Annotated in this window: 24 protein-coding genes and 1 tRNA gene; 15 read left to right on the top strand and 10 right to left on the bottom strand. The window is 54.1% G+C overall.

The annotated features are described in order from the left end of the window. Positions 1-127 precede the first annotated feature (127 nt). The 5 genes from PH7735_RS16850 to PH7735_RS16830 form a co-directional block, all read right to left on the bottom strand. Entirely contained in the window at positions 128-628 is a 501-nt protein-coding gene (locus tag PH7735_RS16850; RefSeq protein ID WP_058312581.1) for a hypothetical protein, read from the bottom strand. A 446-nt stretch (positions 629-1,074) separates the two neighbouring features. Further along, a tRNA-Thr gene (locus PH7735_RS16845) sits at positions 1,075-1,150 on the bottom strand. A gap of 168 nt (positions 1,151-1,318) precedes the next feature. Continuing rightward, positions 1,319-2,845, bottom strand: coding sequence for a heme biosynthesis protein HemY (locus PH7735_RS16840; RefSeq protein ID WP_058312580.1), 1,527 nt, complete (start codon positions 2,843-2,845; stop codon positions 1,319-1,321). Between the two features lie 9 nt (positions 2,846-2,854). Beyond that, positions 2,855-4,228 (bottom strand): hypothetical protein, encoded by a 1,374-nt coding sequence (locus PH7735_RS16835; protein ID WP_058312579.1) that lies wholly within the window; start codon positions 4,226-4,228, stop codon positions 2,855-2,857. A gap of 51 nt (positions 4,229-4,279) precedes the next feature. After that, positions 4,280-4,990 carry a uroporphyrinogen-III synthase gene (locus PH7735_RS16830; protein ID WP_158503261.1) on the bottom strand — a complete coding sequence of 237 codons (711 nt, stop codon included), beginning with the start codon at positions 4,988-4,990 and terminating at the stop codon, positions 4,280-4,282. 84 nt (positions 4,991-5,074) lie between these two features. Between PH7735_RS16830 and tsaD the strand changes: the two genes are divergently transcribed. Genes tsaD through PH7735_RS16805 form a run of 5 tightly spaced genes read left to right on the top strand, consistent with a single transcriptional unit; the run spans position 5,075 to position 8,269 of the window. Next, positions 5,075-6,172, top strand: a complete 1,098-nt coding sequence (gene tsaD / locus PH7735_RS16825) for a tRNA (adenosine(37)-N6)-threonylcarbamoyltransferase complex transferase subunit TsaD (RefSeq protein ID WP_058312603.1) — start codon at positions 5,075-5,077, stop codon at positions 6,170-6,172. Beyond that, positions 6,169-7,128: an NAD(P)H-dependent glycerol-3-phosphate dehydrogenase gene (locus tag PH7735_RS16820; protein WP_058312577.1), complete on the top strand. Its 960-nt coding sequence runs from the start codon at positions 6,169-6,171 to the stop codon at positions 7,126-7,128. The genes tsaD and PH7735_RS16820 overlap by 4 nt, the downstream gene beginning before the upstream one ends. A gap of 1 nt (position 7,129) precedes the next feature. Further along, positions 7,130-7,399 (top strand): YciI family protein, encoded by a 270-nt coding sequence (locus PH7735_RS16815; protein WP_058312576.1) that lies wholly within the window; start codon positions 7,130-7,132, stop codon positions 7,397-7,399. Continuing rightward, entirely contained in the window at positions 7,399-7,812 is a 414-nt protein-coding gene (locus PH7735_RS16810; protein ID WP_058312575.1) for an EVE domain-containing protein, read from the top strand. The genes PH7735_RS16815 and PH7735_RS16810 overlap by 1 nt, the downstream gene beginning before the upstream one ends. A gap of 58 nt (positions 7,813-7,870) precedes the next feature. Then, positions 7,871-8,269: a DUF1761 domain-containing protein gene (locus PH7735_RS16805; protein ID WP_058312574.1), complete on the top strand. Its 399-nt coding sequence runs from the start codon at positions 7,871-7,873 to the stop codon at positions 8,267-8,269. Between the two features lie 222 nt (positions 8,270-8,491). On the opposite strand, the gene PH7735_RS16800 is transcribed toward PH7735_RS16805, so the two are convergent. Next, the gene (locus PH7735_RS16800; RefSeq protein WP_058312573.1) at positions 8,492-8,833 is read right to left on the bottom strand and encodes a DUF2853 family protein; all 342 of its coding nucleotides are present in this window, start codon (positions 8,831-8,833) and stop codon (positions 8,492-8,494) included. A gap of 318 nt (positions 8,834-9,151) precedes the next feature. Between PH7735_RS16800 and PH7735_RS16795 the strand changes: the two genes are divergently transcribed. Next, positions 9,152-10,087 (top strand): hypothetical protein, encoded by a 936-nt coding sequence (locus tag PH7735_RS16795; RefSeq protein WP_058312572.1) that lies wholly within the window; start codon positions 9,152-9,154, stop codon positions 10,085-10,087. 56 nt (positions 10,088-10,143) lie between these two features. Here PH7735_RS16795 and ahcY read toward each other — a convergent pair whose 3' ends face one another. Together ahcY and PH7735_RS16785 are read right to left on the bottom strand one after the other, a co-directional pair. After that, the gene (ahcY, locus tag PH7735_RS16790) at positions 10,144-11,535 is read right to left on the bottom strand and encodes an adenosylhomocysteinase (RefSeq protein WP_058312571.1); all 1,392 of its coding nucleotides are present in this window, start codon (positions 11,533-11,535) and stop codon (positions 10,144-10,146) included. A gap of 72 nt (positions 11,536-11,607) precedes the next feature. Beyond that, positions 11,608-11,922: a hypothetical protein gene (locus PH7735_RS16785; RefSeq protein ID WP_058312570.1), complete on the bottom strand. Its 315-nt coding sequence runs from the start codon at positions 11,920-11,922 to the stop codon at positions 11,608-11,610. Between the two features lie 303 nt (positions 11,923-12,225). On the opposite strand from PH7735_RS16785, the gene PH7735_RS16780 reads away from it, so the two are divergent. Further along, a complete protein-coding gene (locus PH7735_RS16780; RefSeq protein ID WP_058312569.1) occupies positions 12,226-12,789 on the top strand; it encodes an HD domain-containing protein in 564 nt (187 codons plus the stop codon). Positions 12,790-12,791: 2 nt separating this feature from the next. Continuing rightward, on the top strand, positions 12,792-13,289 hold the full coding sequence (locus PH7735_RS16775; protein WP_058312568.1) for a GNAT family N-acetyltransferase: 498 nt from the start codon (positions 12,792-12,794) through the stop codon (positions 13,287-13,289). A gap of 23 nt (positions 13,290-13,312) precedes the next feature. Here the strand turns inward: PH7735_RS16775 and PH7735_RS16770 are convergent, their stop codons facing one another. Further along, positions 13,313-13,867 (bottom strand): ActR/PrrA/RegA family redox response regulator transcription factor, encoded by a 555-nt coding sequence (locus PH7735_RS16770; protein ID WP_058312567.1) that lies wholly within the window; start codon positions 13,865-13,867, stop codon positions 13,313-13,315. Positions 13,868-13,940: 73 nt separating this feature from the next. Beyond that, a complete protein-coding gene (locus tag PH7735_RS16765; protein WP_058312566.1) occupies positions 13,941-14,564 on the bottom strand; it encodes an SCO family protein in 624 nt (207 codons plus the stop codon). 88 nt (positions 14,565-14,652) lie between these two features. Here PH7735_RS16765 and regB point away from each other — a divergent pair, with 88 nt between their 5' ends. The 7 genes from regB (at position 14,653) to addA (ending at position 26,155) form a co-directional block, all read left to right on the top strand. After that, a complete protein-coding gene (regB, locus tag PH7735_RS16760) occupies positions 14,653-16,056 on the top strand; it encodes a sensor histidine kinase RegB (RefSeq protein WP_058312565.1) in 1,404 nt (467 codons plus the stop codon). A gap of 64 nt (positions 16,057-16,120) precedes the next feature. Next, positions 16,121-17,659 carry a PAS-domain containing protein gene (locus tag PH7735_RS16755; protein ID WP_058312564.1) on the top strand — a complete coding sequence of 513 codons (1,539 nt, stop codon included), beginning with the start codon at positions 16,121-16,123 and terminating at the stop codon, positions 17,657-17,659. A 45-nt stretch (positions 17,660-17,704) separates the two neighbouring features. Continuing rightward, entirely contained in the window at positions 17,705-18,181 is a 477-nt protein-coding gene (gene tsaE, locus PH7735_RS16750; RefSeq protein ID WP_058312563.1) for a tRNA (adenosine(37)-N6)-threonylcarbamoyltransferase complex ATPase subunit type 1 TsaE, read from the top strand. Continuing rightward, a complete protein-coding gene (locus tag PH7735_RS16745) occupies positions 18,174-19,193 on the top strand; it encodes an aminoglycoside phosphotransferase family protein (protein ID WP_058312562.1) in 1,020 nt (339 codons plus the stop codon). Before tsaE ends, PH7735_RS16745 begins: the two co-directional genes overlap by 8 nt. Beyond that, the gene (locus PH7735_RS16740) at positions 19,169-19,861 is read left to right on the top strand and encodes a nucleotidyltransferase family protein (protein WP_058312561.1); all 693 of its coding nucleotides are present in this window, start codon (positions 19,169-19,171) and stop codon (positions 19,859-19,861) included. Before PH7735_RS16745 ends, PH7735_RS16740 begins: the two co-directional genes overlap by 25 nt. After that, positions 19,854-22,784 carry a double-strand break repair protein AddB gene (gene addB / locus PH7735_RS16735; protein WP_058312560.1) on the top strand — a complete coding sequence of 977 codons (2,931 nt, stop codon included), beginning with the start codon at positions 19,854-19,856 and terminating at the stop codon, positions 22,782-22,784. The genes PH7735_RS16740 and addB overlap by 8 nt, the downstream gene beginning before the upstream one ends. Continuing rightward, complete coding sequence (gene addA / locus PH7735_RS16730; protein WP_058312559.1) at positions 22,784-26,155, top strand: double-strand break repair helicase AddA; 3,372 nt, start codon at positions 22,784-22,786, stop codon at positions 26,153-26,155. The genes addB and addA overlap by 1 nt, the downstream gene beginning before the upstream one ends. The last annotated feature ends 39 nt before the right edge of the window (positions 26,156-26,194 follow it).

Here is a 26,194-nt window from a genome sequence, read left to right as displayed (position 1 = left end):
TCCACGCAACACCAGGCGGCCAAATCGACGCAAAAGACCTCCTCGTCGAACTACAATAATAACAATACCCCCCCAAACGGGGGGGTATGACCTCAAAAGGAAGAGACAGAGTTCTCGCAAAAAGGGCCTAAAACCTGAACCCAAGGCTGACCCCAAGCACATAGACCGTTTCACCGTCCACAAAATCTACGTTGAGTTCAGGCTTTAACGAATATCCATCGAACTCAAACTCATATCCCAGTCCGACGCGAAACAGAGGCTCTTCATGATTGCTAGTGATTTCAAATCCAGGCATGAGCGTGCCCTGCCATCCCCCGTGGCCCAAGTTGAATACAACGGGAATTCCAACCACCCAATCGTCCAGAGCACCACCCGTATATTCCGCAAGCACACCTGCAGAAACGGTGTGATTGAACGCATACCGGTAAGAGGCTCCCACTGAACCCGCTTGCTGAGAATGGCCGTTATGATCGGCCGAAGTCACGCCTAGGAAAAGTTCGACTATATGCGGGCCGTGTTCAGCCTCTCCTGCGTGTCCGCCTGTTTCGGATGCATTGGCGGCGATTGGAAACATCATGGCGGCGATGCTCATTTGACCTAAAAATACGACCTTGTTCACGCAGTTCATCTACTTGTCTCCGATAACGAAACGTTGGTGCATGGGAGTGCATCAACGGTTTTGAAAGACTTCTGGAACTGGCAAAGCCGCCACTCTGTGCAACGTTTTGCACTTAGCAAAAGTGGCAAGAGAACGTAGCCAAAACATGAAGGCGATCTGTGAGATTACGCTTCCATCATTGAGATTTGTTTTTGCTATGTCAAATTTGGCTCACTTGGTTCTCACGACGACGCCAAGCAAGATGAGGAGGGGTGTGACCAACTCTGGGTCCAAAACCCAAGATCACAGCCGTGATTCAGATTTACCGGACGATGTGTATTTACTAACGAAGCAGCGATTGCAGAGCACCTGTTCATTGGAGACTCCTGTAAAAGGCACAAAGATCAGCCAAACCAACTCAAGGATAGCGGCTTCTCAGGGAGAAATGCTGAATTTCAAATGCTTAGATGAATTTCTGGTGCCTCAAGAGGGACTCGAACCCCCGACCTTGTCCTTACGAAGGACCTGCTCTACCAGCTGAGCTATTGAGGCCTTCCGGCCTATTCTGGCCGTACTGGTTTTACGTATTTGCCGCGAAAGTTTTGATTTTACAACCCCTTCTTGCGCGGAACCGCGCCTTGCGAAAGGCGCGGCTCTTAAGCGGGGGTGTATCGGTTTCTGGGCGGCGCAAATATCGCTCGGCCGCAAAATCGCAATGACTTATTTGTCGATGAAACCGGGTTGCGCTTTGGTTGTATCGTCGTCCACAGGCTCTGCTTCGCTTGTCTCTTTGTCTTCGACGATCTCATCAGCTTCTTCGATGATTTCCGCTTCTGGTACAATCTCAACAGGCTCATCAGCCTTGTCCTCGATTGCTCCGACAATCAAAGGCAACATGGCAACACCGGTTGGGCTTGTGACTTCGGATGCCGGTGGTGCGGTCCAGCTCAGGGTGTCAAAGCTTTCACAGTTGCCGCAAGTCGGGGCCCATTCGGTCTGGATGTTGTGACAGTTTTCACAAACCCATTGCGGCCCTCTTGGCGCTGTAATTGCTTTGGCAAGCCAGCCTTTGACAACGGCATCTGATCCACCTTCACCCCGTTCGATCGCAGCCATAATGGTGAGAGATCTCGTGGTTGGGTCAGTTTCAAACAGATCCCCAAGGGTGCGGCGGGCTTCCGGGAAGTCTTCGTTTGCGATGTGCAGCTCGGCCATCAACATGCGAGCTTCGGCATTGGACGGGTTGCTTTTGACCAACGTTTTAAAACGCTTGATGCGCGCTTCCGGCGTTTCATCAGGTTCGATCTCCGCAAAAGCCGCTGCCAGATCAGGGTGCGGTTGAGCATCCCACGCCTTTTTCAGAACCCGTGTGGCGTAACGGGGTTTGGCTTTTTCGATGTAGGCACGCGCGGCCATGATCGCAGCGGGAATCAAATCAGGTGATTTCCGGTTCGCTTCAATCGCTTCTTCGCGGGCTTCAACGGTGTTGCCTTCCGCGAACACCTCTTTGGCTTCGGACAATGCCAACACCGCATCACGACGGCGATGCAGATCACGTGGCATGGTGCCATACTTCAGCTTGGCCGACAGCGTGGATCGCGCGCCTTTCCAGTCACCGGAATCTGCCTGCAGTTTGAGCAGCATATCCTGTGTTTCCACATGGCGCGGTTTCAGGGCAAACGCGGTTTCTGCCAATTTCAAAGCGGTTTCCGTGTTTCCGGCATCAAGCTTTTGCTTCATCAGACCACGCACACCAACAAAGCGCGTCGAGTCGTTGCCAAGAAGTTTCTTGTATGTCTCGGATGCCTTGCGCTTGTCGCCCTGCATTTCAGCCGCCTGAGCAACAAGAAGATTGGTCACTTCGGGTTTGGCAAGATAGCGTTCTGCCTTGCGAGCCTTGTCCATCGCATCCTGACCATCACCCGACGCCAAGGCAACTAGGCCATCCGACAAAGCCTTATAACCTTTGCGTTCGCGGTTGCGGTCAAAGTAGCGGCTGATTGCGGTTTCATCCCCGTTCAGGAACTTGAGAGTCGCAATCAAAAGGCCCAACAATTTGAACACCAGCCACGTCACGACAATTAGGGCAACAAGTGCGATCACCGATTGAAGCGGGCCTAACGTGTATTCCACGCCGGCGACGGTGATCATCACACCGCCTTCGCTTTCCATCAGATAACCAGCGCCATAGGTCAGACCGGCAATGGCGGCAACAAACAATAGAATTTTAATAAGAGACCAGAGCATAGTTGACCCTTAGTTTTGCGTTAGGCTGTTGGACAGGCTCTCAACGGCGTCCTGTGCAGCGATGCGGGTTTCAGCCATCTGGCGCCATTCAGCCATAAGGGCTTGTGACGAATCCGGCAGGGTTTCAAGCTCGGCCAGAGCGTCACTCAAACGCCCTTCGCGAACTGCGGCTTCGACCCGTGACAAGACGGCATCAGGATCGGCACCCTCTTTCGGGGTTACAGAGCGCGCACCCAGTTGCTTTTTGAAAAAGCTCGTCAACGATTTTCCACCTTCGGAAGATTCCAGAGAACGCGCCTCGGCCAAGGCTTCGCGCGCATAGTCCGGATAGGCTTCAACCAAGACCAGCAAAGTCGGAACACCCGTGTCGGCCGTTGCTTCCAAGACGGAGGGCACCGCAACACCGGAAACGCTGGACAGATCCGTCAAAGCCGCACGATAGGGTGAGCCACTGTCCAGACCTGAAATAATCCGGGCCAAAGCCGCGCGGGCAAGTGTTTCTTGGGCGCTTCGCTCAGAGTTCTCTTTGAGGCTTTTGGCCTCGGCAAGCTGTTCGGACACCATTGCACGAAGTTCGGCGACCTCGCGCTCATAGGCATCAATCGCCGGAGCAGACGCCCCTTCGGTCATCGGACGCTTTTCGGCCGTTACAACCCGATCTTCCAATTGAACGATCAAAAGGGCCATCTCGTCGAGTTTTTGAACCATGCCAGCAAGTTCGGCACTTGCCATTTCGCCTTTTGCCGCCTTTTCGTCGGCCATGGCAGCGATGTTGGCAATTTTGGCTTGCTCGGCTTTCAACTCGGACACCAGCGCACCCTGCGTTGCAATTTTTGATTGCAGCTCTTCCATCACCGCGCTGGACCCGCCAACGGGCATCATGCCTTGCGATGTCATATAGGTCGCCAAACCAAACCCAAGCCCGGCGGCAACAACACCCCCAAGAACCACGCGGAAGAACCCAACCTTTTGAACGTCCTGTGGAACGGTCGCGGGCTGCGGTGTGGCGGCAACTTCAGGTTCGGAAGAAGGCGTCTCGACAAGCTCTTCCTCTGGCGCAACGCTTTCCTCAACTTCGAGGTCTGCCTCTTCGGACAAAGTATCGGCTTGCTCTTCAACCTCTGTTTCCGGCTCGGACGACGAGTCATCTGAAGGTTCTGTCAGTTCGACAGCGTCTTCATCCGACGTCACCTCTTCCGTAACGTCCGGTTCCGTAACGTCCGGCGCGTCAGCACTCTGTGCATCGGGGCCATCTTCATCGGTCGATGGTTCCTCTGCATCAGTCGGAGTATCCTCTACGACTTTTGCATCAATAATCTTTTCAACGTTCTCGACGTCGGTGTCTGCCTTTTCCGGCTTACCGGTCTTGTCTGACTTGGCCACCCGTTGTCACCCTTTCGAATCCGGTTTCGTTCTGCAAATCTCTTATGCAACTTATGCAGTGTTCGCCCCATCCTCAACAAAGCACGCGGCGTCCGCCACATGATTTATCGCCGCAACCATCGCTTTCGCGTCAGGCGCCCGCGAAATCAGCAAACCCTTGCTTGCGATCGAACGCGCCGCATCTGCGACTGCGGCGCTTATGGCGACAACAGCCACGGGCGCATGAAACGGGCCCTGCTCGGCAATGGTGGCTGCTGACTTCGGGGAAAACAAGGGGAGAATGACCGGGTGTTTTCCCATAAGAAGCTGTTTCGCCTCGACATTCAGCAAAGCCTGCTCCTGACGATACACAACGGCCTCTGAAGTTTCGATACCTTTGGACGTCAAGCGTTGGGCGAGGTCTCCTGTTGAGTGAACGCCTCGGAAATGAACCAGAGGGCCTTTGGGCGCATCCTGCAGGATCAAACTCAGCAATGCCTCTACATCTCCATCAGCAGAAAAAGCCCGCCAACCTTTCAGGCGCGCCTCTCGCGTTGTTCTGTCCCCAACGCACCATGCCGGAAGGTCATGCCCCTGAACTGCAGCAACCCCGTTCGTCGATGTAAAGATCGCGCCGGAGAACCGTTCCGGAAGGGTAAAACCCGTCGGGACAATCTCGAGAACAGGTGAAATTGCAATTGGAAGATTCACCCCGGACACCCGCAATTGATCGGCAAACCGCTCGGACGCCCCCAAAGGGCGCGTCAAGACAATCGTAGGCACTTGCGGGTTCATAACACAGCCAGCATTGTTCCGGACACATATCGGTGTTACCTGCCTAATGGGTTTGGCGCAACGGCTATGGGCATGACAAAAACGCTGACAATTCTGGGATTAGAGAGCAGTTGCGACGATACCGCAGCTGCTATTTTACGGTGTAACGGCGAAGGCGCGCCCGATATCCTCGCGTCTGTGGTTCATGGACAAGCCGACCTCCACGCCGCTTTTGGGGGCGTTGTTCCGGAAATTGCCGCGCGCGCTCATGCTGAAAAGCTGGATATCTGCGTGGAAGAGGCGCTTGCCGCCGGACAGGTGTCCCTTTCGGATATCGATGCCATCGCTGTCACGGCCGGGCCCGGATTAATTGGGGGAGTCTTGTCGGGAGTCATGTGCGCAAAGGGACTGTCCTCTGGTCTTGGGATACCGTTGATTGGTGTAAACCATCTTGCCGGACATGCCTTGACGCCTCGCCTGACCGACCATGTGACCTTCCCGTATTTGATGCTGCTAGTGTCCGGTGGGCATTGCCAATTCCTGATCGCACGTGGTGCAGAAGACTTTTCTCGGCTGGGCGGCACAATTGACGACGCCCCGGGAGAGGCTTTTGACAAAACAGCCCGACTTTTGGGGCTACCCCAACCCGGCGGGCCGTCGGTGCAAAAAGCGGCTGAACGCGGCGATCCCAAAAAGTTTCGCTTTCCGCGCCCCCTTTTGGACCGGCCCGGATGTGACATGTCATTCTCGGGGCTAAAAACCGCATTGCTGCGTGCACGCGATAGCGTCGTCACAGAAAAAGGCGGGCTGACGGAACGGGATCAGGCGGATCTATGTGCCGGTTTCCAAGCGGCGGTTGTCGATGTTCTGGCCGAAAAAACCCGCCGTGCGATTGATCTCTATCTTGCGGAAACGCCTCAAATCCCTCTCTTGGCTGTTGCGGGTGGCGTTGCGGCAAATACTGCCATTCGCGCAAGGTTAGAGACTGTTTGCAGTGATCTTGGCGTGCAGTTCACCGCGCCGCCTTTGGCGTTGTGCACGGATAATGCTGCCATGATTGCCTATGCCGGTCTGGAACGGTTTCGACTGGGCCACACAGATGACATGACCCTTGTCGCACGGCCGCGGTGGCCTTTGGACAACAAGGCGCCCGCCCTTCTCGGGAGCGGTAAGAAGGGAGCAAAGGCATGACCATTAGTGTGTTGGGCGCCGGTGCATTTGGCACGGCACTAGCGATATCCCTCGCCCGCGCGGGCACTTCGGTCACCTTGTGGACACGCACGCCGGAACATGCTGCCGCCATGCAATCGGAACGCCGCAACACGTCCCGGTTGCCCGGTGTCGAGTTTCCAAAGGAAATCTCGGTCACATCAGATCTTGAGACCGCCCTGTCGGACACGATCCTTTTGGCGATACCGATGCAGCAACTTCGCAAGATGCTGGAAAGCGCACCAAATCTTGACGGAAAAACGCTCGTCGCATGCTGCAAGGGCGTGGAACTCAAGACCGAATTGGGGCCCGTCGCGGTGATAAGCGCCTGCGCACCCAATGCGACGGCAGCGATTTTGACCGGCCCCAGCTTTGCCACGGATATTGCTAAAGGATTGCCAACGGCACTTACCCTCGCAGTTCAGGACGAGGCCGCGGGAAAGCGTCTTCAACAGTCTCTAACAACGCCTAACTTGCGAATTTATCGGACAACCGACACGATCGGAGCCGAGCTTGGCGGGGCTTTGAAGAACGTCATTGCCATCGCCTGTGGAACCGCGATTGGCGCAGGTCTCGGGGAAAGCGCACGCGCCGCTTTGATGACGCGAGGCTACGCCGAAATGCAGCGCATGGCACAATCGCTTGGCGCGCAACCTGAAACGCTCGCGGGGCTAGCAGGGTTTGGTGATCTGGCGTTGACCTGCACGTCCGACCAGTCCCGCAACTATCGGCTTGGGCTGTCTCTTGGACAGGGAGACGTCTTTGACCCCTCTATCACCGTCGAAGGCGCGGCGACGGCCCGTGCAGTTCAAAAGCGCGCGGAAACTATGAATATCGAGATGCCGATTACCGATGCGGTGGTTGCGCTTCTGGATCAGAACATGAAAATTGCGGATGTGATCGAGATGCTTTTGTCACGGCCGCCAAAGGAGGAATAATATGAAAATTGCCCTGATTGCAAAAGACAAACCCGGTGCACTGGAAATTCGCAAATCCAACCGTGACGCGCATGTTGCCTATTTGAAGGCCACGGATGCCATGGAAATGGCAGGGCCGTTTCTGGACGAAAACGGTGAAATGTGCGGATCACTTATTATCCTGAATATGGATATGGCTGCAGCTCAGGAATGGGCCGCGAACGATCCGTATAAAAAGGCCGATTTGTTCGACAGCGTCGAGCTGATCACCTGGAACAAGGTTTTGGGCTAATGGCCTTTTGGCTGTTCAAATCCGAACCCAACACCTGGAGCTGGCAACACCAGATCGATAAAGGTGACGCCGGCGAAGAGTGGGACGGTGTGAGAAACTATCAGGCGCGCAACTTCATGCGCGAGATGGCTGTTGGGGACCGCGGTTTCTTTTATCATTCGCTGAAAGAAAAATCGGTTGTTGGCATAGTCGAGGTGATCGCCGAAGCCCACCCTGACAGCACGACGGATGACGCGCGATGGGAGTGTGTCGACATCAAAGCGGTTGAAACCGTGCCGACACCCGTCACACTGGAAGCTATTAAGGCCGATCCGCGATTGTCGGAAATGGTTCTCGTGAAGAATTCGCGCTTGTCAGTACAGCCCGTCACCGAAACGGAATGGAAGATCATCTGCGAACTGGGCGGCCTATAGGCGAATACCCGCGAACAGGACATACTCGACCAAAGCAAACCTAAAACGGAGAGGGTTTATGAGCTTTCTTGCAGTGCTGGCCGCGGGCTTGTCATCCTATATTTTCGGCGCAATCTGGTACATGAGCCTGTCTCGGCCATGGATGACTGCGGCAGGAATTGAGGCGCAGGAAGACGGAAAACCACCAAATGGCGGGCCTGTTCCCTATATCGTTGCCTTCCTGGGGGCTGTTCTCGTGGCCGGAATGATGCGCCACATCTTTTCTGTAAGCGGTATTTTGGAGATGGGAATAGGTGCCGGTTTGACGGCTGGGCTGGGGCTCGGGCTGTTTCTGGTCGCGCCGTGGATCGCAACAAATTATGCCTTTGCAGGTCGAAACTTGACCCTCACCCTGATTGACGCCGGATATGCCATTATCGGCTGCAGCATCATGGGAGTGGTTTTGACACTCCTTTAAATTTGATGGGGGGCCTGTCCGCCAGTACGTCCAGAACCCCCATCTCCCCACGTGCTCCCTACTCACCACACGCGTATCAAAATTGGGTCCGGCCATCCTAGCCTGTTGATAGAGTTATAGCCTATCGGGCCTGTTCTCTACAAACATCAACTGGTTCAAATACCAGTGAAAAAAGAAACGCTCACTTAACCCAGTGAGCGCTTCCAAATTGTTATCAGCGGGTTATCCGTAGACCGACTGTTTTCCGAAATGCTTGGTCAGCATATAGTAAACAACCGCGCGATACTTGTTGCGCTCGGATTTACCATAGGTTTCCACAACAGAGTTAATAGCTTCCATCAACTCGGGGCCATCAGCGAGACCAAGCTTCTTGATCAGGAAATTGTTCTTAACGGTTTCCAGTTCGCTTTCTTGCGACGAGGCGACGGTCGATGCGTCATCATTGTAAATGGCCGGACCGCAACCGATGGTCACTTTGGTCAACAGATCCATATCGGGCTCCATGCCGCATTTGTTTTTAAGGTCGTCAGCATATTTGGCGATCAACTCATCGCGTTTACCCATTAGTCATTCTCCCAGGTCTCGGGGACTATCCCCTGATGTCACAAAAACCGAACCACACGGCTCGTCCTCAGGTTAGACATTCCGACCACCATCACAAAGGGAAAAAATTCTGCGGTCTCCCCCTAACCAAAACGGGCTTTACCACTGCACCCACTCACAATGGACTCTTCGCTTCGGTCTTGAGCGTAAAGTCCAGATGAAACGCTGCTGACCAAAATTGCACTGTGAGCGATATTTTTCGTGATTGCGCCACATTCCTGCCCAGCATTTTTGGTTTTTGTTGAGGAGTTGTTTTGTAATTTTTCAAAAGTATTGGTTATGACCTCAAAGAAACAGTCTTTCGAAAATCGCCTTAAGAACCTTGATCACACCGGCCCCGAACCGACCGAGCCAGAGCCGAAACGCGAAAAGTCCTCGAATGGGAAATTCGCCCTATATTTGCTCGTCGTTGTTTTGGGGCTCATTTTGCCGTCCCTTGCTGTCATTCTCAGCCTTCGAGAGGTCTCGTCAGGGCTATCCGGTACACTTGTGGCGTCTTTGGGAAATGACAGTGCAACACATTCCAGCGCGCAGGAAGATCCGGGACTTCTCAAAGGATACTTCGGCCGCAAGCTTGGCTTGTATGACAGCCGCAACAAGGGACCCCTGCCCTATTTGCCAGAAGCGCCAAAAGGCTGGGTGCGTGTAACAACGATGGACGCGCGCGACCCCGATGTCCTCGACAATATCCAACAGAGGTGGCCCCGTGAAAACCGCGCCAATCATCACAGTCTTGAACAGAATGCCGGTTACAAGCACTTGCAGTTCTTTATCAAATCCTACCGCAAACCGGGTTTTGAAGAACGTATTCTTGCAGAAACACGTACGCGCGCGATGTATCTGCATCCAAACGGGGAATACATGTCGGTTCGGATGAGATTCACGAGCGAGAAAAGTGCTCTGGGCGCCCCGGAAAACAAGTCAGAATGGATCGAGACGCTGGCCACCAAACAAGCCAAACGTGCAAATTCAAATGAATTGGTCGAACGAAACCGGTTGGCGGGCTATGACATCGTGAATTTGACCGTACCAATGGGCGAAAGCATCATTCAACGACCCATCGGGCGCGCTTATAACACCCGCAATGGCTTGCGAGTATCCGTGCCGCTTTCACATCGGGTGATCGTGTCTGTTGACGGGATCACCAAACCAAATGTGATCGCGCGTCTGATCAAGGATATTGACCAAAATGCTTTGGCCAAACTGTTCGATTAAATAAGAAAAGCCGCCGATCGGAACAATCGGCGGCTTTCGTTTTAATGTATCTCAAATCAGTAGCGATAGTGCTCTGGTTTGAACGGTCCTTCGACGGTCACTCCGATGTAATCCGCCTGTTCTTTCGAAAGGCTCGACAGCTTGACGCCAATACGCTCGAGGTGCAGTCGGGCCACTTTTTCATCCAGATGCTTGGGCAGGATGTAGACTTCGTTGTTGTACTCGTCACCGCGCGTCCAAAGCTCGATCTGGGCCAAAACCTGATTGGTGAAAGACGCCGACATCACAAAAGACGGGTGCCCTGTTGCATTACCAAGGTTCAGCAAGCGGCCCTCTGACAGCAAAATGATGCGATTGCCGGATGGCATCTCGATCATGTCTACCTGTTCTTTGATATTGGTCCACTTGTGGTTTTTCAGGCTCGCAATCTGAATTTCATTGTCGAAGTGACCGATATTGCCAACGATCGCCATGTCCTTCATCTCGCGCATGTGTTCGATGCGAATGATGTCTTTGTTACCGGTGGTGGTGATAAAGATATCAGCCGTTGCAACGGCATCTTCCAAGGTCACAACCTCAAAACCGTCCATTGCTGCCTGAAGCGCGCAAATCGGATCAATTTCGGTGACTTTCACGCGGGCGCCGGCGCCGCTCAGCGACGCAGCCGAACCTTTACCAACATCGCCGTATCCGCAAACAACGGCAACTTTACCAGCCATCATTGTATCTGTCGCGCGGCGGATGCCATCTACCAGAGACTCTTTGCAGCCGTATTTGTTGTCGAACTTCGATTTGGTAACCGAGTCGTTCACGTTGATTGCCGGGAATGGCAGCTGACCGTTTTTGTGAAGTTCATAGAGACGGTGCACACCCGTGGTCGTTTCTTCGGAAACACCCTGAATGGCTTCGCGTGTTTTGGTGAACCAGCCGGGGCTTGCTGCCATACGTTTTTTGATCTGTGCGAAAACCGCGACTTCTTCTTCCGAAGTGGGTGTTTCAATCAGATCGGTTTCACCTGCTTCGACGCGCGCACCCAGCAAGACATACAGTGTGGCATCACCACCATCATCAAGGATCAGGTTGGCGCCTTCGGGGAACATGAACGAGCGGTCCAGATAATCCCAATGCTCTTCAAGGGTTTGACCTTTGATGGCAAAAACAGGCGTGCCGCCCGCGGCAATCGCCGCAGCCGCGTGATCCTGAGTTGAAAAGATGTTGCAAGACGCCCAGCGCACATCGGCACCAAGGGCCACAAGCGTTTCAATCAGAACAGCAGTCTGGATGGTCATGTGCAGCGACCCGACAATACGCGCCCCTGCAAGAGGTTTGCTGTCACCGTATTCTGCACGCAAAGCCATCAGGCCCGGCATTTCAGTTTCTGCGATATCCAACTCTTTACGGCCAAACGCCGCCAGGTTGATGTCTTTTACGATATAATCGGTCGCCATGGCGCCCAGCTCCTTGGATATATAGGGAATTGGGCTTCAGATAGCACTGCAATAGGGTTTCGACAATGGCAGCTAGCTTGAAGTGCCTTCTGGCTGGGCTTCTTCGGTCGATTGGAACCAATCTGTTCCCGCCGCGACCACACAGGAAACACCCTGTGGCGAGGTTACGATAACGGTAAATGTGCCTGTTTCTTCAGACGCCCAGACCTCGACCATAGTGGCAGATGTCTGATGCCCCTGAAGCCCACGCGCGGACAACGTTTCACTGTATTTTGATTGAAGTCGTTCGATAACAGTGTTTCGCAATCCACAATTCCCTGCAAAAGCAGGCGGTGCAGCAGCTGCCATACCGAACAACAAACCAGCGGTGATTAGACGTTTGAACATTGTGATACTCCTTCTCCTGTCACTGTGATGTGAAAGAGGAGGACACGCGGGAGGAAGCATTAAACGTGCCCCCCTCGTCTCAGATATCGGTACCGTCAGCCGGCAATTCAAAACACACAAAATCACATAACCGTTGGCAGCGAGCGATCCCGTATCGGTTTTCAGAATACGCGTGAATTGTGGCAAAATCTGGGCAATCACTGTTTCAGGCTGATGACCTGTTGCAAAACGCGCGCGCCATCGGCTACCAAAAGACCCGTTTGGTAAGGAAGGAACCCCGGTTTGGCACGTGCTTGGCAAAGAATGCTTTCGGGGCGCAGACTTGATCTGCTTGACCCGACACCCGTGGATATCGAGATCGAAGACATCGCCCACGGGCTTGCCTTTGTGGCGCGCTGGAATGGGCAGACCAAAGGAGATTTTGCTTACTCCGTTGCCGAACATTCCCTGCTGGTTGAAGAAATCTTTGGTCGCCTGAACCCCAAGGCCCCTGCCAAGTGGCGTCTCGTGGCGCTGTTGCACGACGCGCCGGAATACGTGATCGGAGACATGATTTCCCCTGTAAAATCGGCGGTTGGACCAAGCTATGAAGAACTGGACAAACGTCTGACAGCCGCAATCCACATCCGGTTTGGCCTGCCTGCCGCCACCCCCGTTCAAATCAAACGCCAGATCAAAAAAGCGGATACCTTTAGCGCATGGATGGAAGCCACGTCCATTGCAGGCTTTACCGAAAGCGAAGCGAACAAGATATTTGGCAAGCCGGATCTGAGTGTCATTCGTGATCTGAACATTCGTTTGCGCCCACCTGTTGAGGTCAGAAACGACTATACTGCGCGACACAATGAACTTTTGGGGCAAATCTGATTATGTCAAAGCTTTCGATCCGACCCGGCGCTTCCGCTGACATTCGTCAGGTAGCAGACCTGCTAAACGAAATCATAGCTGCCGGGGGCACCACCGCGCTGACCGAACCGATGACACGTGATGCGCTTGAGGGGTGGCTTTTTGACAATGCGGATCGCTCGACATGGCATGTCGCCATTGATGACACGGGCGAAATGCTGGGCTTTCAATGGATCGGAATATGGCCCGAACTGCCCCCCGAGGCCTGTGATATTGGCACCTTTGTAAAAACCGGCCGCTCTGGGCTTGGCATTGGCTCGGCCCTGTTCGAAGCCACAAAACAGGCTGCAATTGATCTGGGGTATGATTGGATCAACGCAAATATCCGGGCGGATAACTCTGGCGGTCTCGCTTATTACCAAAGCCGCGGATTTCGCGACTGGGGCCAGCTCGACAATATCGAACTGGCGGATGGTACGAAGGTAAACAAGACCCTAAAGCGATATGACCTAAAAGACTGAGATCAGTTCTTTGGTGTCGTGGATTATCTTGGCGAGCGTTTCGCCAAGATCCGCTGCAACGTCCGGCGGTGCATGTTCAAACGACGCGCAGTTTCGGAAACATTGCGGTCGCATTGCTCATAGACCCGCTGGATATGCTCCCAGCGCACACGATCGGCCGACATCGGGTTTTCCGGCGGCGGAGGAAGCTCTCCTTCAGGGGCCAACAGAGCGGACATGATATCCTGTGCATCTGCGGGTTTTGCCAGATAATCGGTCGCGCCGCTTTTAACCGCGGCAACCGCCGTGGCAATCGCGCCATAGCCGGTCAGGATCACAACACGGCTTTCTTCACGTTTTTCACGAAGAACTTCGACGACCTCAAGACCGTTGCCGTCTTCCAGACGAAGATCCACAACGGCATATGCAGGCGGGCGGGCGGTTGCAATGGCTTTTCCGGCCGCAACAGATCCGGCTGTTTCGACATCAAAGCCGCGCTTTTCCATAGCTTTGGCAAGTCGCCTCAGAAACGGTTCGTCATCATCCACCAATAAAAGGGATTTGTCGGGCCCGATTTCCTGCAAATTGCTATCCGCCATGCGCCACTCTCCTCATCCTCATTTATTCAAGTATTAGCTTGTGAATACAAGGCGGTCAAACAGTGCGACACAATTACATGTTTTTGACAAAACAACCTATAGTGTCAGCCATTTGCTCAGGGGTCACATCTCGTTTGAAATACTCGACGAAACCATGTTCGGGCAGAACCAGATAGCTGAATGTCGAGTGATCCATCAGATAGTATTCGGGATCATCGCCTTCCTGCTTCTTATAGTAGGTGCGATAAGCCTGGCTTGCGGCTTTGACCTGCTCGAGCGATCCGGTCAGACCCAGCATCCGTGGGTGCATCACATCTGTAAACTCGGCCATGACTTCGGGTGTGTCCCGTGCAGGATCGACCGAGATAAACACCGGCTGCACCATGGTGCCTTTTCCTTCGAGAATCGAAACGGCCTGCGCATTACGATCATTGTCCAATGGGCAAACATCAGGACAGAAGGTATAGCCGAAATACAGCAGCGAGGGTTCGGTGATGACGTCTTTGTCCGTCACGGTCTCGCCTGTTTCGCTGACAAGGGTAAAGGGACCACCGATGGCTGATGTACCGCCTGCAATCGCGCCTATACGGCACTGCGCAAACTGATCGTCGCTTCCTGCGTCGCGCGAGACAAACCACATTCCACCCAAAAGGGCGATTACGGCAACGACCGCCAAGACTGCAACTGTACGAACCATTGTGAAACTCCTTAACCGAGCATGTTGATCGAAGGACAGAAGAGACCTATCAATTGTTCGGCGACAGGCAAGAGGTAAACAATCACCCATGTCCGATTTTTCTGCTGAACTACTATCGGGTGAACGCCGTAGTAATTGGATTCGTCTTAGAACCATAATCAGGGTTCGCTGGTTTGCTGTGGCCGGTCAGGTAATCGCGCTCATGGTTGCCCAATGGTATTTCGGCCTCGAGCAGGAATACGGGCTTTGTTATCTGGCGGTTGGTATTTCCGTTATAGGCAACCTGATTGCCATGTTTGTGTTCCCGGAAAACAAGCTGCTTTCCGAAACCGAAAACACGTTTATGATCTTGTTCGACCTGTTGCAGCTTTGCTTTTTGCTGTTTCTGACGGGCGGGCTTCACAATCCGTTTTCGGTGCTGTTGGTGGGTCCCATCACAATTTCGGCATCTGTGCTGTCCGTGCGCTCGACGGTTGCATTGGCCTCGTTGGCTATCGTGCTTGTAACGGTCATGCTTGAGTTTCACTTACCCTTGCGGACCGAACAGTGGTTTATCCTGAGAATGCCGGATGTCTTCCTGTTTGGAACATGGGCCGCGATTGTGATCGCCATTGTATTCTCTGCGGTCTACTCGCGCAAAGTGGTGTCAGAGATGTCATCTATGTCAGAGGCGCTTGCCGCGACCCAGATGGCACTCGCCCGAGAGCAAAAACTGACCGATCTTGGCGGGGTGGTGGCTGCGGCGGCTCATGAATTGGGAACGCCCCTTGCCACGATCAAGCTGACAAGCGCCGAGTTGATGGAGGAGCTTGAAGACGACGAAACCCTTTACGAAGATGCGGCGTTGATCCGTGAACAGGCCGATCGGTGTCGCGATATCCTGCGCGACATGGGCCGGGCCGGTAAGGATGACCTGCATCTGCGCAAGGCACCTTTGATGACATTGATCGAAGAAGCCGCAGAACCCCACATGGACCGCGGCAAAGACGTTCACCTTGAGATTGCGGCCCCTCAGGTCGATGATGAAAATGCGCCTTTGGTTCTGCGAAAGTCTGAAATCATTCATGGATTGCGTAACCTGATCCAGAATGCCGTGGATTTTTCCCGCGAAAACGTCTGGGTCGAGGCGGGTTGGGATGAAAACACCATAACCCTGCGTATCATGGACGACGGACGCGGGTATCCCCTCCATTTGATCGGGCGCATCGGTGACCCCTTTGTGCGGCGCCGTCGCAGCGAAAGGGATCGCAAACAGCGCCCAGGATACGAAGGTATGGGTCTTGGGCTGTTCATTGCCAAAACACTGCTGGAACGCAGCGGCGCAGAGCTTAGTTTTGCGAACGGATCGGAAAACCCGGCGGCAACTGCGGCTGGCACCAAAGCGTCGGGCGCAATTGTCGAAGTGGTCTGGCCCCGCGATACGGTGGATGCCAACTCCGAGAAAAACGCCATTCCAATCGGCGAAAACCCTCGATTTTCCCAATTGCCTTAAGCCGTTAACCCTCTGTTAACGATCCGATAAGACAATAGCAGCACCATTCGATGAAGAGGTTGCTATGTCAGAAATCTTTCCGGATTTCACCTTTGTGCAGGGCATCCTTGTGATCGCCCTGTCTTTGGGTTTGAGTGTGTTATTTTGGGCCATGGGGCGCTTTGGGAAATGGCGCGCAGCGATTGCCTCAGGGGAACAACGTGTTCCGGCCATTTTCCTGTTTCAACACGGCGTGCTTGAGGATGCGAATGCGCCAGCTCATTCCTTTTTGGCTGCCCAGCTTAGCGAAACCCCATGCGATTGGTCTGCCCTTTCCAAGGTACTAGAAACCCGGTTTAGCGATATTCCAGCTGTTCTCGGATCTGCATCTGGCAAGGAAACGAAAACCCACGCCGCTTTGGTGGCGACGGACACTTCATTTCTGACAATTGAACAATGGGGCGCACGTTCACGCATATCCCTTTTTGATACGTCACCTTGCCCGAAGAAAAGTGATGGCACTCAAAAGCTGGAATTGAATGAAGCGCTCAACCAAGCGCCCAACCCTGTTTGGCATTCGTCAGACACCGGAGAAATTGTCTGGGCAAATGCTGCATATGGTGAACTCGCCAAAAACCTTGGCAGGGAGTGTTCCGACAGTTTTCCTGAGCTGTTTTCCAATCTGCCTATGCAGACCAGCCCAGAGCCAAGGCGCACTGCACTTTCGGGCAATAATCCGGACCACAGCTATTGGTTTGATGTGACTTCAGTTGCGCATACGGATGGACAAACACACTACGCCATTGATGCAAACGCGATTGTGAATGCCGAAGTTGCCCAGCGCAACTTTGTCCAAACGCTGACCAAGACATTTGCACAGCTATCGATTGGCCTTGCCCTGTTTGATCGCAATCGACAGCTTGCCCTGTTTAATCCGGCCTTGATCGATCTCACCAATTTGCCAGCCGATTTTTTATCATCTCGGCCCAGTTTGCTTTCCTTCTTTGATAGGCTTCGTGAAAACAGGGTCATGCCCGAGCCCAAAAACTATTCCTCGTGGCGGGAACAGATTGCCGAGCTGGTCGTTGCAGCAACCGACGACAGATATTGCGAAACCTGGACGCTTCCGTCCGGTGTAACCTATCGCGTTATTGGCCGCCCTCATCCGGATGGTGCCATCGCATTGTTGTTCGAAGATATTAGCGCAGAAGTATCCCTGACGCGCAGATTTCGGGCCGAACTTGAACTGAGCCAGTCCATTTTGGATGCGATCGAACAACCAATGGCCGTTTTTTCTCCGGGCGGTAGCATGACCTTCTGTAATCGCGCCTATCAAAAGTTTTGGAAAGAAGACCCAACGGCAAATCTGAACGATTATTCCATCGACCACGCCATCAACACATGGAAAACCAAGTGCAAGGACAGTCCTTCGTGGCCTGTCATTCGTCAACACATACGCCACTCAACCAGCAAGTCGCTCAGGCAGTTTCCCCTGAAGTTGTCATCAGGGCTCCAATTGAACTTGACCACTACCGCGATTCACGGGGGGGCTTCGCTTGTATTGTTCAAGGTTTCCTCCCCGCAACCAAGTCCGCAAAAGACACCGGAAAAGCTTGTTGTTTGATGTGATCCGCCTTGCAGGCACAGGCAGGCGGTGTAATCTCGGGGAATGCCCGATTATTCTCTTTCGCTCCTCCTGAAATCCCCTGAAGAAACCACTGCTTTGGCCAAAAAATTTGCCACTGTTCTTGGTGCTGGGGATGTTTTGCTTCTTGAGGGCGGAATAGGCGCGGGAAAGACCCATTTTGCGCGAAGCCTGATCCAATACCTTCTGGACGCTCCCGAAGACGTCCCGTCTCCGACATTTACGCTTGTGCAAACCTACGAAACCCAATCTTTCGATATATGGCATGCAGACCTGTATCGCCTGAGCTCGCCCGATGAGGTGATCGAACTGGGTTTGGTGGATGCGTTTGAGGATTCCGTGTGTCTGGTGGAATGGCCGGACAGACTGGCCGAGCTTGCCCCACAAAATGCCCTTTCACTCAGGTTTGCCCTGAACGAAACAGAAGGCCACCGATTGCTTGTGATTGAGGGCACCGACCTACGATGGAAACCTTTGATAGAAATGATTTCAGATGACTGACCGCAGCGCCGCTATCGATATGTTTCTCGAAAATGCAGGCTGGCAAGGCGCAATCCGAAGCCCGCTTGCAGGGGATGCCTCGAACCGGCGGTACGAACGTATCGCGGGACCGCAAGGCAAAGCTGTTTTGATGGATGCACCCAGCACCAAAGGGGAAGACGTCCGGCCCTTTATCAGCATTACCAACCTGTTACGCAGTCAGGGGTTATCCGCGCCCGAGGTGATGGCGGCCGACGTTGAAAACGGGTTTCTTCTTTTGGAAGATCTTGGTGATGATCTTTTTGCGCGCGTGGTCGCGGCGGATGAGACCACAGAAACACCTCTCTACGAGGCCGCAACCGATGTTCTGATCTCTCTGCATTCCGTTGAGGTTCCAGAAGATATTGCTCCGTATTCTCCGGCCTTTATGGCGGAAATGGCGGCTTTGGCATGGCGTTGGTATCTGCGTGGCGCAGAGGTGGCAGATGAGGACAAGGCGAACCTGTTCCAAAACCGGTTTGAGCAGCTTCTACAACAGCATGCGCCTTTATGTGACGTGCTTATCCAGCGGGACTATCATGCGGAAAACCTGCTCTGGCTTCCTGATCGCGAGGGCGTCGCACGCGTTGGATTGCTGGACTATCAGGATGCGATGGCAGGGCACCGTGCGTATGATTTGGTCTCTTTGTTGCAGGATGCCCGCCGCGATGTTCCTCAAACAACAGAACACCGGATGATCGCGCATTACGTTGAGCATTCGGGCGTTGATATGCAGGAATTCCTCGCCGCGTACCACGTGCTGGGTGCACAGAGAAATCTGAGGATTTTAGGCGTGTTCGCGCGGCTTTGCATGCATTTTGGAAAAGCGCACTATGTTGATTTCATACCGCGCGTCTGGGGGTATCTACTTCGGGATCTGGCGCATCCTGCACTCGAACCCATTCGCGATGTGGTCTTGCAAGACCTGCCCGCTCCGTCTTCGGACATTCTCAACAGGTTAAAAGAAAAATGCGCAACGATCCCAACGCTGTAATGTTGTTTGCTGCTGGTTTTGGAACCAGAATGCGGTCTTTGACAGCGGATCGGCCAAAACCATTGGTTACCGTGGGTGGTCGGGCCCTGATTGATCATACGCTTGACCTTGTTCGAAGCTCCGAAATCGCAACAGTCGTTGCCAACCTCCATTACCTGCCTGAAAAACTGTTGGCACACCTTGAAGGCTCCGGTGTTCAAACGCTGGTCGAAACGCCGGATATTCTTGAAACGGGTGGCGGTCTTCGCAATGCCTTGCCACTGCTCGGGGATGGGCCCGTTTTTACGGCAAACACCGATGCGATCTGGCGTGGTCCGAACCCGTTTTCAGTGCTGAAAGATGCTTGGGATCCAGATCAGATGGATGCTTTGTTGATCTGCGTGCCAAGGGATCGCGTTTTGGGCCACAAAGGGCAGGGGGATTTTGTGATCGGCCCGGACGGTCGCCTTAGCCGCGGACCCGGCCATGTTTATGGCGGCATTCAGATTATAAAAACCAACGGTCTGCATGATTTTGACGAACCCGCGTTTTCCTTAAACCTTCTCTGGAACAAGATGGCGGAAAACAAACGGCTCTTCGGGCTGCCTTACGACGGTGAATGGTGTGATGTGGGCTCTCCCGAAGGCATCCCACTGGCCGAAACCCTGTTGGAACCAAGACATGTTTAATCCTTCTGAACAGCCTCGCGTTTTTGCCGCGCCTCCGGGTGCCGATTTCCCTGAGGTCTTGGTTCAGGGGTTGCGCAGCCGCTTTGCCAATAGCCCGCCTGAAGACATGGCGCGGGTGCAGTTGATCCTGAACACCCGACGCATGGAACGGCGCGTGCGCGCCCTGTTCGATCAGGGCCCACCATGCCTTTTGCCCCGCATTCATCTTTTGACCGATTTTGGCAATTTATCCGGATCATTGGGCGTTCCCCCTGCAATCTCTCCTATGCGAAAACGGTTCGAACTTGTGCAACTGGTTGCTCAACTTCTCGATGCCCAACCCGATCTTGCGGCACGGTCGTCTCTCTATGATCTGGCGGATTCACTCGCCACTTTGATGGACGAGATGAGCGGCGAAGGCGTCAGCCCCGACGTGATCGAAGGTTTGGATGTGTCCGACCAGTCAGGTCATTGGGAACGCGCAAAAACCTTCTTTGCAATCGCGCGCCACTTTTTGGAGCGGATCGAGGATCAGCCGGATGCCGAAGCGCGGCAAAGGATGATTGTTGAAGGTTTGATGCATCAGTGGGATCAAAATCCGCCCAGGCATCCGGTCATCATTGCGGGTTCTACCGGATCGCGCGGAACGACGATGTTGTTGATGCAAGCGGTGGCAAAACTTCCTCAGGGCGCACTGGTTTTACCCGGCTTTGACTTTGACATGCCCAGAACAGTCTGGACCACTTTATCAGATGCCCTGAGCAGCGAAGATCATCCACAATTCAGGTTTCAGAAGCTTTTGAGCATTCTGGATTTGTCGGCCAGCGATGTTGTGCCTTGGGCGGGGTTGGATGCCCCGAACACAGAAAGAAACCGGTTGGTGTCTTTGGCGCTGCGTCCGGCACCTGTCACGGATCAATGGCTGGAAGAGGGCCCGTTGCTGGGCAATCTGGAAGAAGCCACGCGACATATGACGTTGGTCGAGGCGCCGTCCATGCGCGAAGAGGCGCTCGCGATTGCGATGAGGTTGCGACAAGCCGCACAAGAAGGTGTCACGGCGGCTTTGATTACGCCGGATCGGATGCTCACCCGTCAGGTCACAGCCGCTCTGGATCGTTGGGATCTTGTTCCGGACGACAGCGCCGGTATGCCCTTACAGCTCAGCCCGCCCGGTCGGTTTCTCCGACATACGGCCGCTCTTTTGGTCAAAGAGTTAACCGCCGAAGCACTATTGACGCTTCTCAAACATCCCCTGTGTCACAGCGGGCAGGACCGGAACTTGCACCTGTTGCATACTCGCGATCTTGAACTGGCGATGCGCAAGCAGGGGATGACCTATCCCGAACCGGACACCCTGCGCGCATGGGCCGGCGCACAAAAAGAACCGCCTTTGGTGTGGATCGAATGGGTCATTTCACAGTTTTGCGGACAAATTATTGCGGGGTCGCCTGACTTTTCTGCCGTTCTGGAGACACATATTGCCCTTAGTGAAAGAATTGCCGCGGGTTCGGATGAGGGCAGCGGCGGTCTTTGGGACGAAGCCGCAGGCCGAGAAGCCGCAAAAGTTATCGCGCAACTTAGAGACAATGCCACATATGCCGGCCCCCTAGAGGCGCGTGATTATGCCGACCTGTTTGGTTCCGTCATTGCCGGAGGAGAGGTCCGCAATCGCGACAAGGGCCATCCGAATGTATTGATTTGGGGTACTCTGGAAGCCCGCGTTCAAGGGGCCGATCTGGTTATTCTTGGTGGATTGAACGAAGGCAGCTGGCCCGAAGCACCGTCTCCTGACCCGTGGCTGAACAGAAAAATGCGCCATGATGCGGGTCTATTACTGCCCGAAAGGCGAATTGGGCTTTCGGCTCATGACTTTCAACAAGCCGTCGGTGCGCCGCAGGTCTGGCTTACAAGATCCATCCGGTCTGACGAAGCCGAAACCGTTTCGTCCCGCTGGGTCAATCGGCTTACCAACCTGCTAAAGGGTTTGCCTGACCAAGGCGGTGTTCAAGCGTTATCAGATATGCAAGCCCGTGGGCAGGAGTGGCTTTCGATGGTGAAATCCCTCGAGCGGGTCCAAGAGGTTCCCTCGGAAAACCGACCCTCACCGCGCCCACCTGTTGCAGTGCGACCTGATCGTCTCTCGGTCACGGAAATCAAGAAGCTCATTCGTGACCCCTATGCGATTTATGCGCGCCACATATTAAAGCTGCGCCCCCTGGACAGTTTGATGAAAACCCCAGATGCATTGTTGCGCGGCATCATCGTTCACGAAGTTCTGGAGCAGTTTGTCAGGGATGTTGACGCAGACGCAACTCACCTCAACAGCGCGCATCTCTTGGAGATTTCAGAGACTGTTTTGGCAGAAAACGTCCCTTGGGCCACGGCCCGCGCTCTTTGGAAAGCACGCATAGAGCGCGTTTCAGGCCATTTTGTCAGTGGCGAAATTGGCCGACGGGCGAATGCAATTCCAATCGCTTATGAATGCAAGGCCCGGTCTGAAATTCCAGAGCTTGGGTTTACCCTATCGGCCAAGGCTGACCGGATTGATCGCACCGAGAAAGGCGATTTGGTTATTTACGACTACAAAACAGGTCGACCTCCCTCTCAGGATGAACAGAAGTTCTTTGACAAACAGCTGCTGTTAGAGGCCGCCATGGCAGAACGGGGCGGTTTCAAGGACATCGATCCGGCCGATGTGGTCGATGCCATTTATCTTGGTCTGGGAAATCCGCCCAAAGATGAACGCGCACCTCTGGCCGACACTACACCGGCGCAAATCTGGGACGAGTTTAGACAACTGATCGCGCATTTCATGGATGCCGAAAACGGTTTTACGGCCCGACGCGCCATGCACAGCGACCGCGACCACAGCGATTATGACCAGCTCGCAAGGTTCGGCGAATGGGATGTCACGGACAAACCGAAAGCAGAGGATCTGGGGTGATGCAACGCAACGATGCAACCGAACGACAGGTACAAGCCGCCCAGCCCATGCAATCAACATGGCTGTCTGCGAATGCAGGGTCTGGGAAAACCCGCGTTTTGACAGACCGCGTGGCGCGCCTGTTGCTTCAGGGTGTTTTGCCCCAGCACATTCTGTGCCTGACCTATACGAAAGCCGCAGCAAGCGAGATGCAGAACCGTCTGTTCAAGCGGCTGGGTGCATGGGCGATGCTTGAAGACCAGAAGCTTCGTGATGACCTGAACACACTGGGGGTCACGGGACCACTTGATGGTGATTTGCTCAAAGAGGCCCGCACCCTTTTTGCACGCGCGATCGAGACGCCTGGTGGTCTCAAAATCCAGACCATTCACTCGTTTTGTTCGTCACTTCTCCGACGTTTTCCTCTCGAGGCGGGCGTTTCTCCGATGTTTTCCGAAATGGAAGATCGGGCTGCGGCTTTGCTGCGGGAAGAAATTGTTTCGTCCATGGCGTCAGACGAAGGGTCTTCTGTTATTTCGGATTTGGCTCGGCATTTTACCGGTGAATCTCTGGAAGATCTCACAAACGAGATCGTGCGGAACCGCCATCTTTTCTACAGCGTTCCGGATGAAACTGGCGTTTATGCCGTGCTTGGCTTCGATAGCCCGATCAATGTCGAAACGCTGACCAGCCGGGCGTTTTGCGGTGGCGAGACCGAATTGATTGCCGAACTGATCGTCGCACTGCGAACAGGTGGCGCAACCGACAACAAGAATGCGGAAAAGCTTGCCCAACTGGGCACGATTGACTGGTCTGCCTTGCCGGTTCTAGAGGGCGTGTTTCTGACGGGGGGCGCTGCAAAATCACCGTTTTCCGCCAAGATAGGGTCTTTTCCAACCAAAGGCGTCCAGAAAAACCATCCGGATTTGATGGCGCGGCTAGAACCGTTGATGTTGCGTGTTGAAGACACACGCAAGGCCCGGCTTGCCTATGATATGGCCCAGCGCAGTCAGGCTCTGGCCGCCTTTGGTGTGCAATTTCTCGAGAAATACGAAACCCGTAAACAGCTTTTGGGATGGCTTGATTTCGACGACCTGATCCTGAGGGCCCGCGCCCTGCTCAGTGATCCCATGGTCGCCGAATGGGTTCTGTTTCGACTGGACGGCGGGATTGACCATATCCTTGTGGACGAAGCTCAAGACACCAGCCCCGAGCAGTGGCAGGTCATCGAGCGTTTGGCGCAAGAATTCACCAGCGGGTCAGGCGCACGCAGTGATGTCGAGCGCACGATTTTCGTTGTCGGGGACAAGAAGCAATCGATTTACAGCTTTCAGGGCGCAGACCCTGCCGAATTTGATCGCATGCGCTCCGATTTTGATGACCGTTTGGAACCCACGGAAAAACCTCTGCTTTCGCTCGAGCTCGAGTATTCCTTCCGCTCATCTGCCGCAGTTCTTCGTTTGGTTGATCTGGTGTTTGAACAACAGGAACAGGCGGGATTTCCACAAGACATGAAACACCGCGCCTTTCATGATGATATGCCCGGTCGTGCCGACCTGTGGCCGGTTGTCGATGAAAGCCCGAAACCGGACAAAGAAGAATGGTACAAGCCGGTCGACCGTCTTGGCGAAACGCATCACTCGGTTGTTCTGGCAGACAGGATTGCCGCCGAAATCAAACGTCTGATCGATGAGAAAGAGACTATTCCAGCTGAAAAGGGCGAAACGGGATTATACAATCAGCGCCCCGTGCAAGCAGGCGATTTTCTGATCCTCGTTCAACGGCGCAGCAATCTGTTTCACGAAATCATCCGCGCCTGCAAGGCTCATGATCTGCCAATTGCCGGTGCTGACCGGCTCAAGGTTGGTGCAGAACTGGCCGTGCGAGACCTCGGAGCACTTCTTTCTTTTCTGGCGACCCCGGAAGACGATCTGTCTTTGGCTGTTGCGCTGCGCAGCCCTTTGTTTGGATGGTCCGAAAAACAGCTTTATGATCTGGCACAGGGCAGGGGTGGCAAGCTTCTTTGGGCTGCACTACGCGAACAGGCGGAAGCTTATCCACAAACGCTCGAGATATTGCATGACCTTCAAGCACAAGCAGACTTCTTGCGGCCTTACGATCTGATTGAGCGGATCCTGACTCGCCACAAAGGGCGCCATACACTTCTGGCACGGCTGGGGGTTGAGGCCGAAGATGGGATAAACGCGCTGCTGTCACAGGCGCTTGCCTATGAGCGCAGCGCAGTACCCAGCCTTACCGGGTTCCTTGTCTGGATGGAAACCGACGACCTTGAGATCAAGCGTCAGATGGACAGTGCCGGAAACAGGATCAGGGTCATGACCGTGCATGGATCCAAAGGTCTTGAGGCGCCGATTGTGATCTTGCCAGACACAGGAAAACGTCTCATTCGCAACGATGGGCAAATCATCGGCAGGGAAGGCATTCCTTTGTGGTCGGTGCCCGCCGATAAGGCCCCCGCCGAAATGAAAGAAGAACGCGAGCGCAAAGCCGACCTTCTGCGAGCAGAACGTCAAAGGTTGTTGTATGTGGCCATGACGCGTGCGGAAAAGTGGTTGATCACCGTAGCCGCAGGAGACCTCGGGAAAGACGGACAAACCTGGTACGAAGCCATCCAGCGCGGACTTGAAACCGCAGGAGCAGAGCCTTTTGATTTTCCCGGCGGGCAGGGGCTTCGGTACAGCCATGGCGACTGGTCTGGCCCAATTGTTGAAGAAAACGAAGAAACAGAAGTCGCGCTTCCCGATCTCGCCGCGCAATTTCGCACCCCTGTCGCGCCGGTTGATCCGGTTGTATCAACGCTTTCACCCTCTGATCTGGGGGGCGCCAAAGCACTGCCCGGCGAGGCCGGTCTCGACGAAGAGGCTGCGATGCAATGGGGCAGTTGGGTTCATTTGTTGCTGGAACATCTTCCTGAACACGACAGGCAAAGCTGGCCGCAGGCAGCTGCTGATTTATTGCCCAAGGGACCCGAAGGCCCGAACGAGGTTCAGCTTTCTGCGCTTTTGATCGAAGCCGCAGACGTTCTCAGCACTCCGGAACTGTCCTTTTTGTTTGAAGACGACACGCTGGCCGAAGTTCCGATCACGGCAAACCTTGGCTCTAGTCGCATCCACGGCATTATCGACAGGCTTATTGTGACGCCGGACTATGTTTTGGTCGTCGATTTTAAAACAAACGCGACGGTTCCCAACACGCCAGAACAGACGCCAGAAGGTGTTTTGCGCCAGATGGGAGCATATGTTGAGGGTCTGGGACAAATCTATCCGGACAGAGAGATCCGCGCGGCGATCCTGTGGACGAAAACGGCCCAGCTTATGACGCTGCCCAACGAAGTTGTGACAAAAGCGTTAACCGCTGCTGCGCTCTCTTGACGATGGGGGTGGGGCTACATAGGTTCTCGGTCAACCTAA

The organism is Shimia thalassica, assembly GCF_001458215.1.
GTDB lineage: Bacteria > Pseudomonadota > Alphaproteobacteria > Rhodobacterales > Rhodobacteraceae > Shimia > Shimia thalassica.
The sequence above is the reverse complement of the archived record's forward strand: the minus strand, read 5'-3'. Positions and strand labels throughout refer to the sequence as shown.